At 56.3% G+C, this 426-nt stretch carries 1 protein-coding gene; it reads right to left on the bottom strand.

Annotation, left to right across the window (positions count from 1 at the left end; translation table 11 throughout):
• Positions 1 to 320, bottom strand: a 320-nt coding sequence (locus FKP33_RS26825) for a DJ-1/PfpI family protein (protein WP_181410303.1), incomplete at its 3' end; no start/stop codon positions are given.
• Between the last annotated feature and the right edge of the window lie 106 nt (positions 321 to 426).

A 426-nucleotide genomic window follows, 5' to 3' on the forward strand; every position in this document is an offset into this window, starting at 1 on the left:
TGGCAGATAGCCGCCGTCAACTTCCCGGACTCGTACGCCCCGCGGACGAGATCTACCATGGGCTTAGAGAGTCGCATGTGATCCGGGGCGAATCCGCCGGGAATCACAACCGCGTCGAACTCATCCGCACTGACCTCGTCCGCGGACCGGTCAGCCGTGATCGGGTAGCCGAGCTTACTGTCATAAGTGGATTTCCTCCCCGATCCGACGATTACGACCGTCGCACCCTCCTCTTGGAGTCGGAGGACCGGATACCACGCCTCCAGCTCCTGGTAATCATCTTCGATAAGCAGCGCAACGCGCCTGCCGTTTAGTTTCATATCTTTCGCTCCCTTTCTTGAACTTCCATTATCAACCTTCATTATCAACTTCAGTTGCGCCCTTGCCGTCAATCGTAGGGGTAAGGCATCACGCTTGCTGGTATTT

Origin of the sequence: Paenibacillus sp. tmac-D7 (assembly GCF_006519665.1) — a bacterium.
Taxonomy (GTDB): Bacteria; Bacillota; Bacilli; order Paenibacillales; family NBRC-103111; genus Paenibacillus_G; species Paenibacillus_G validus.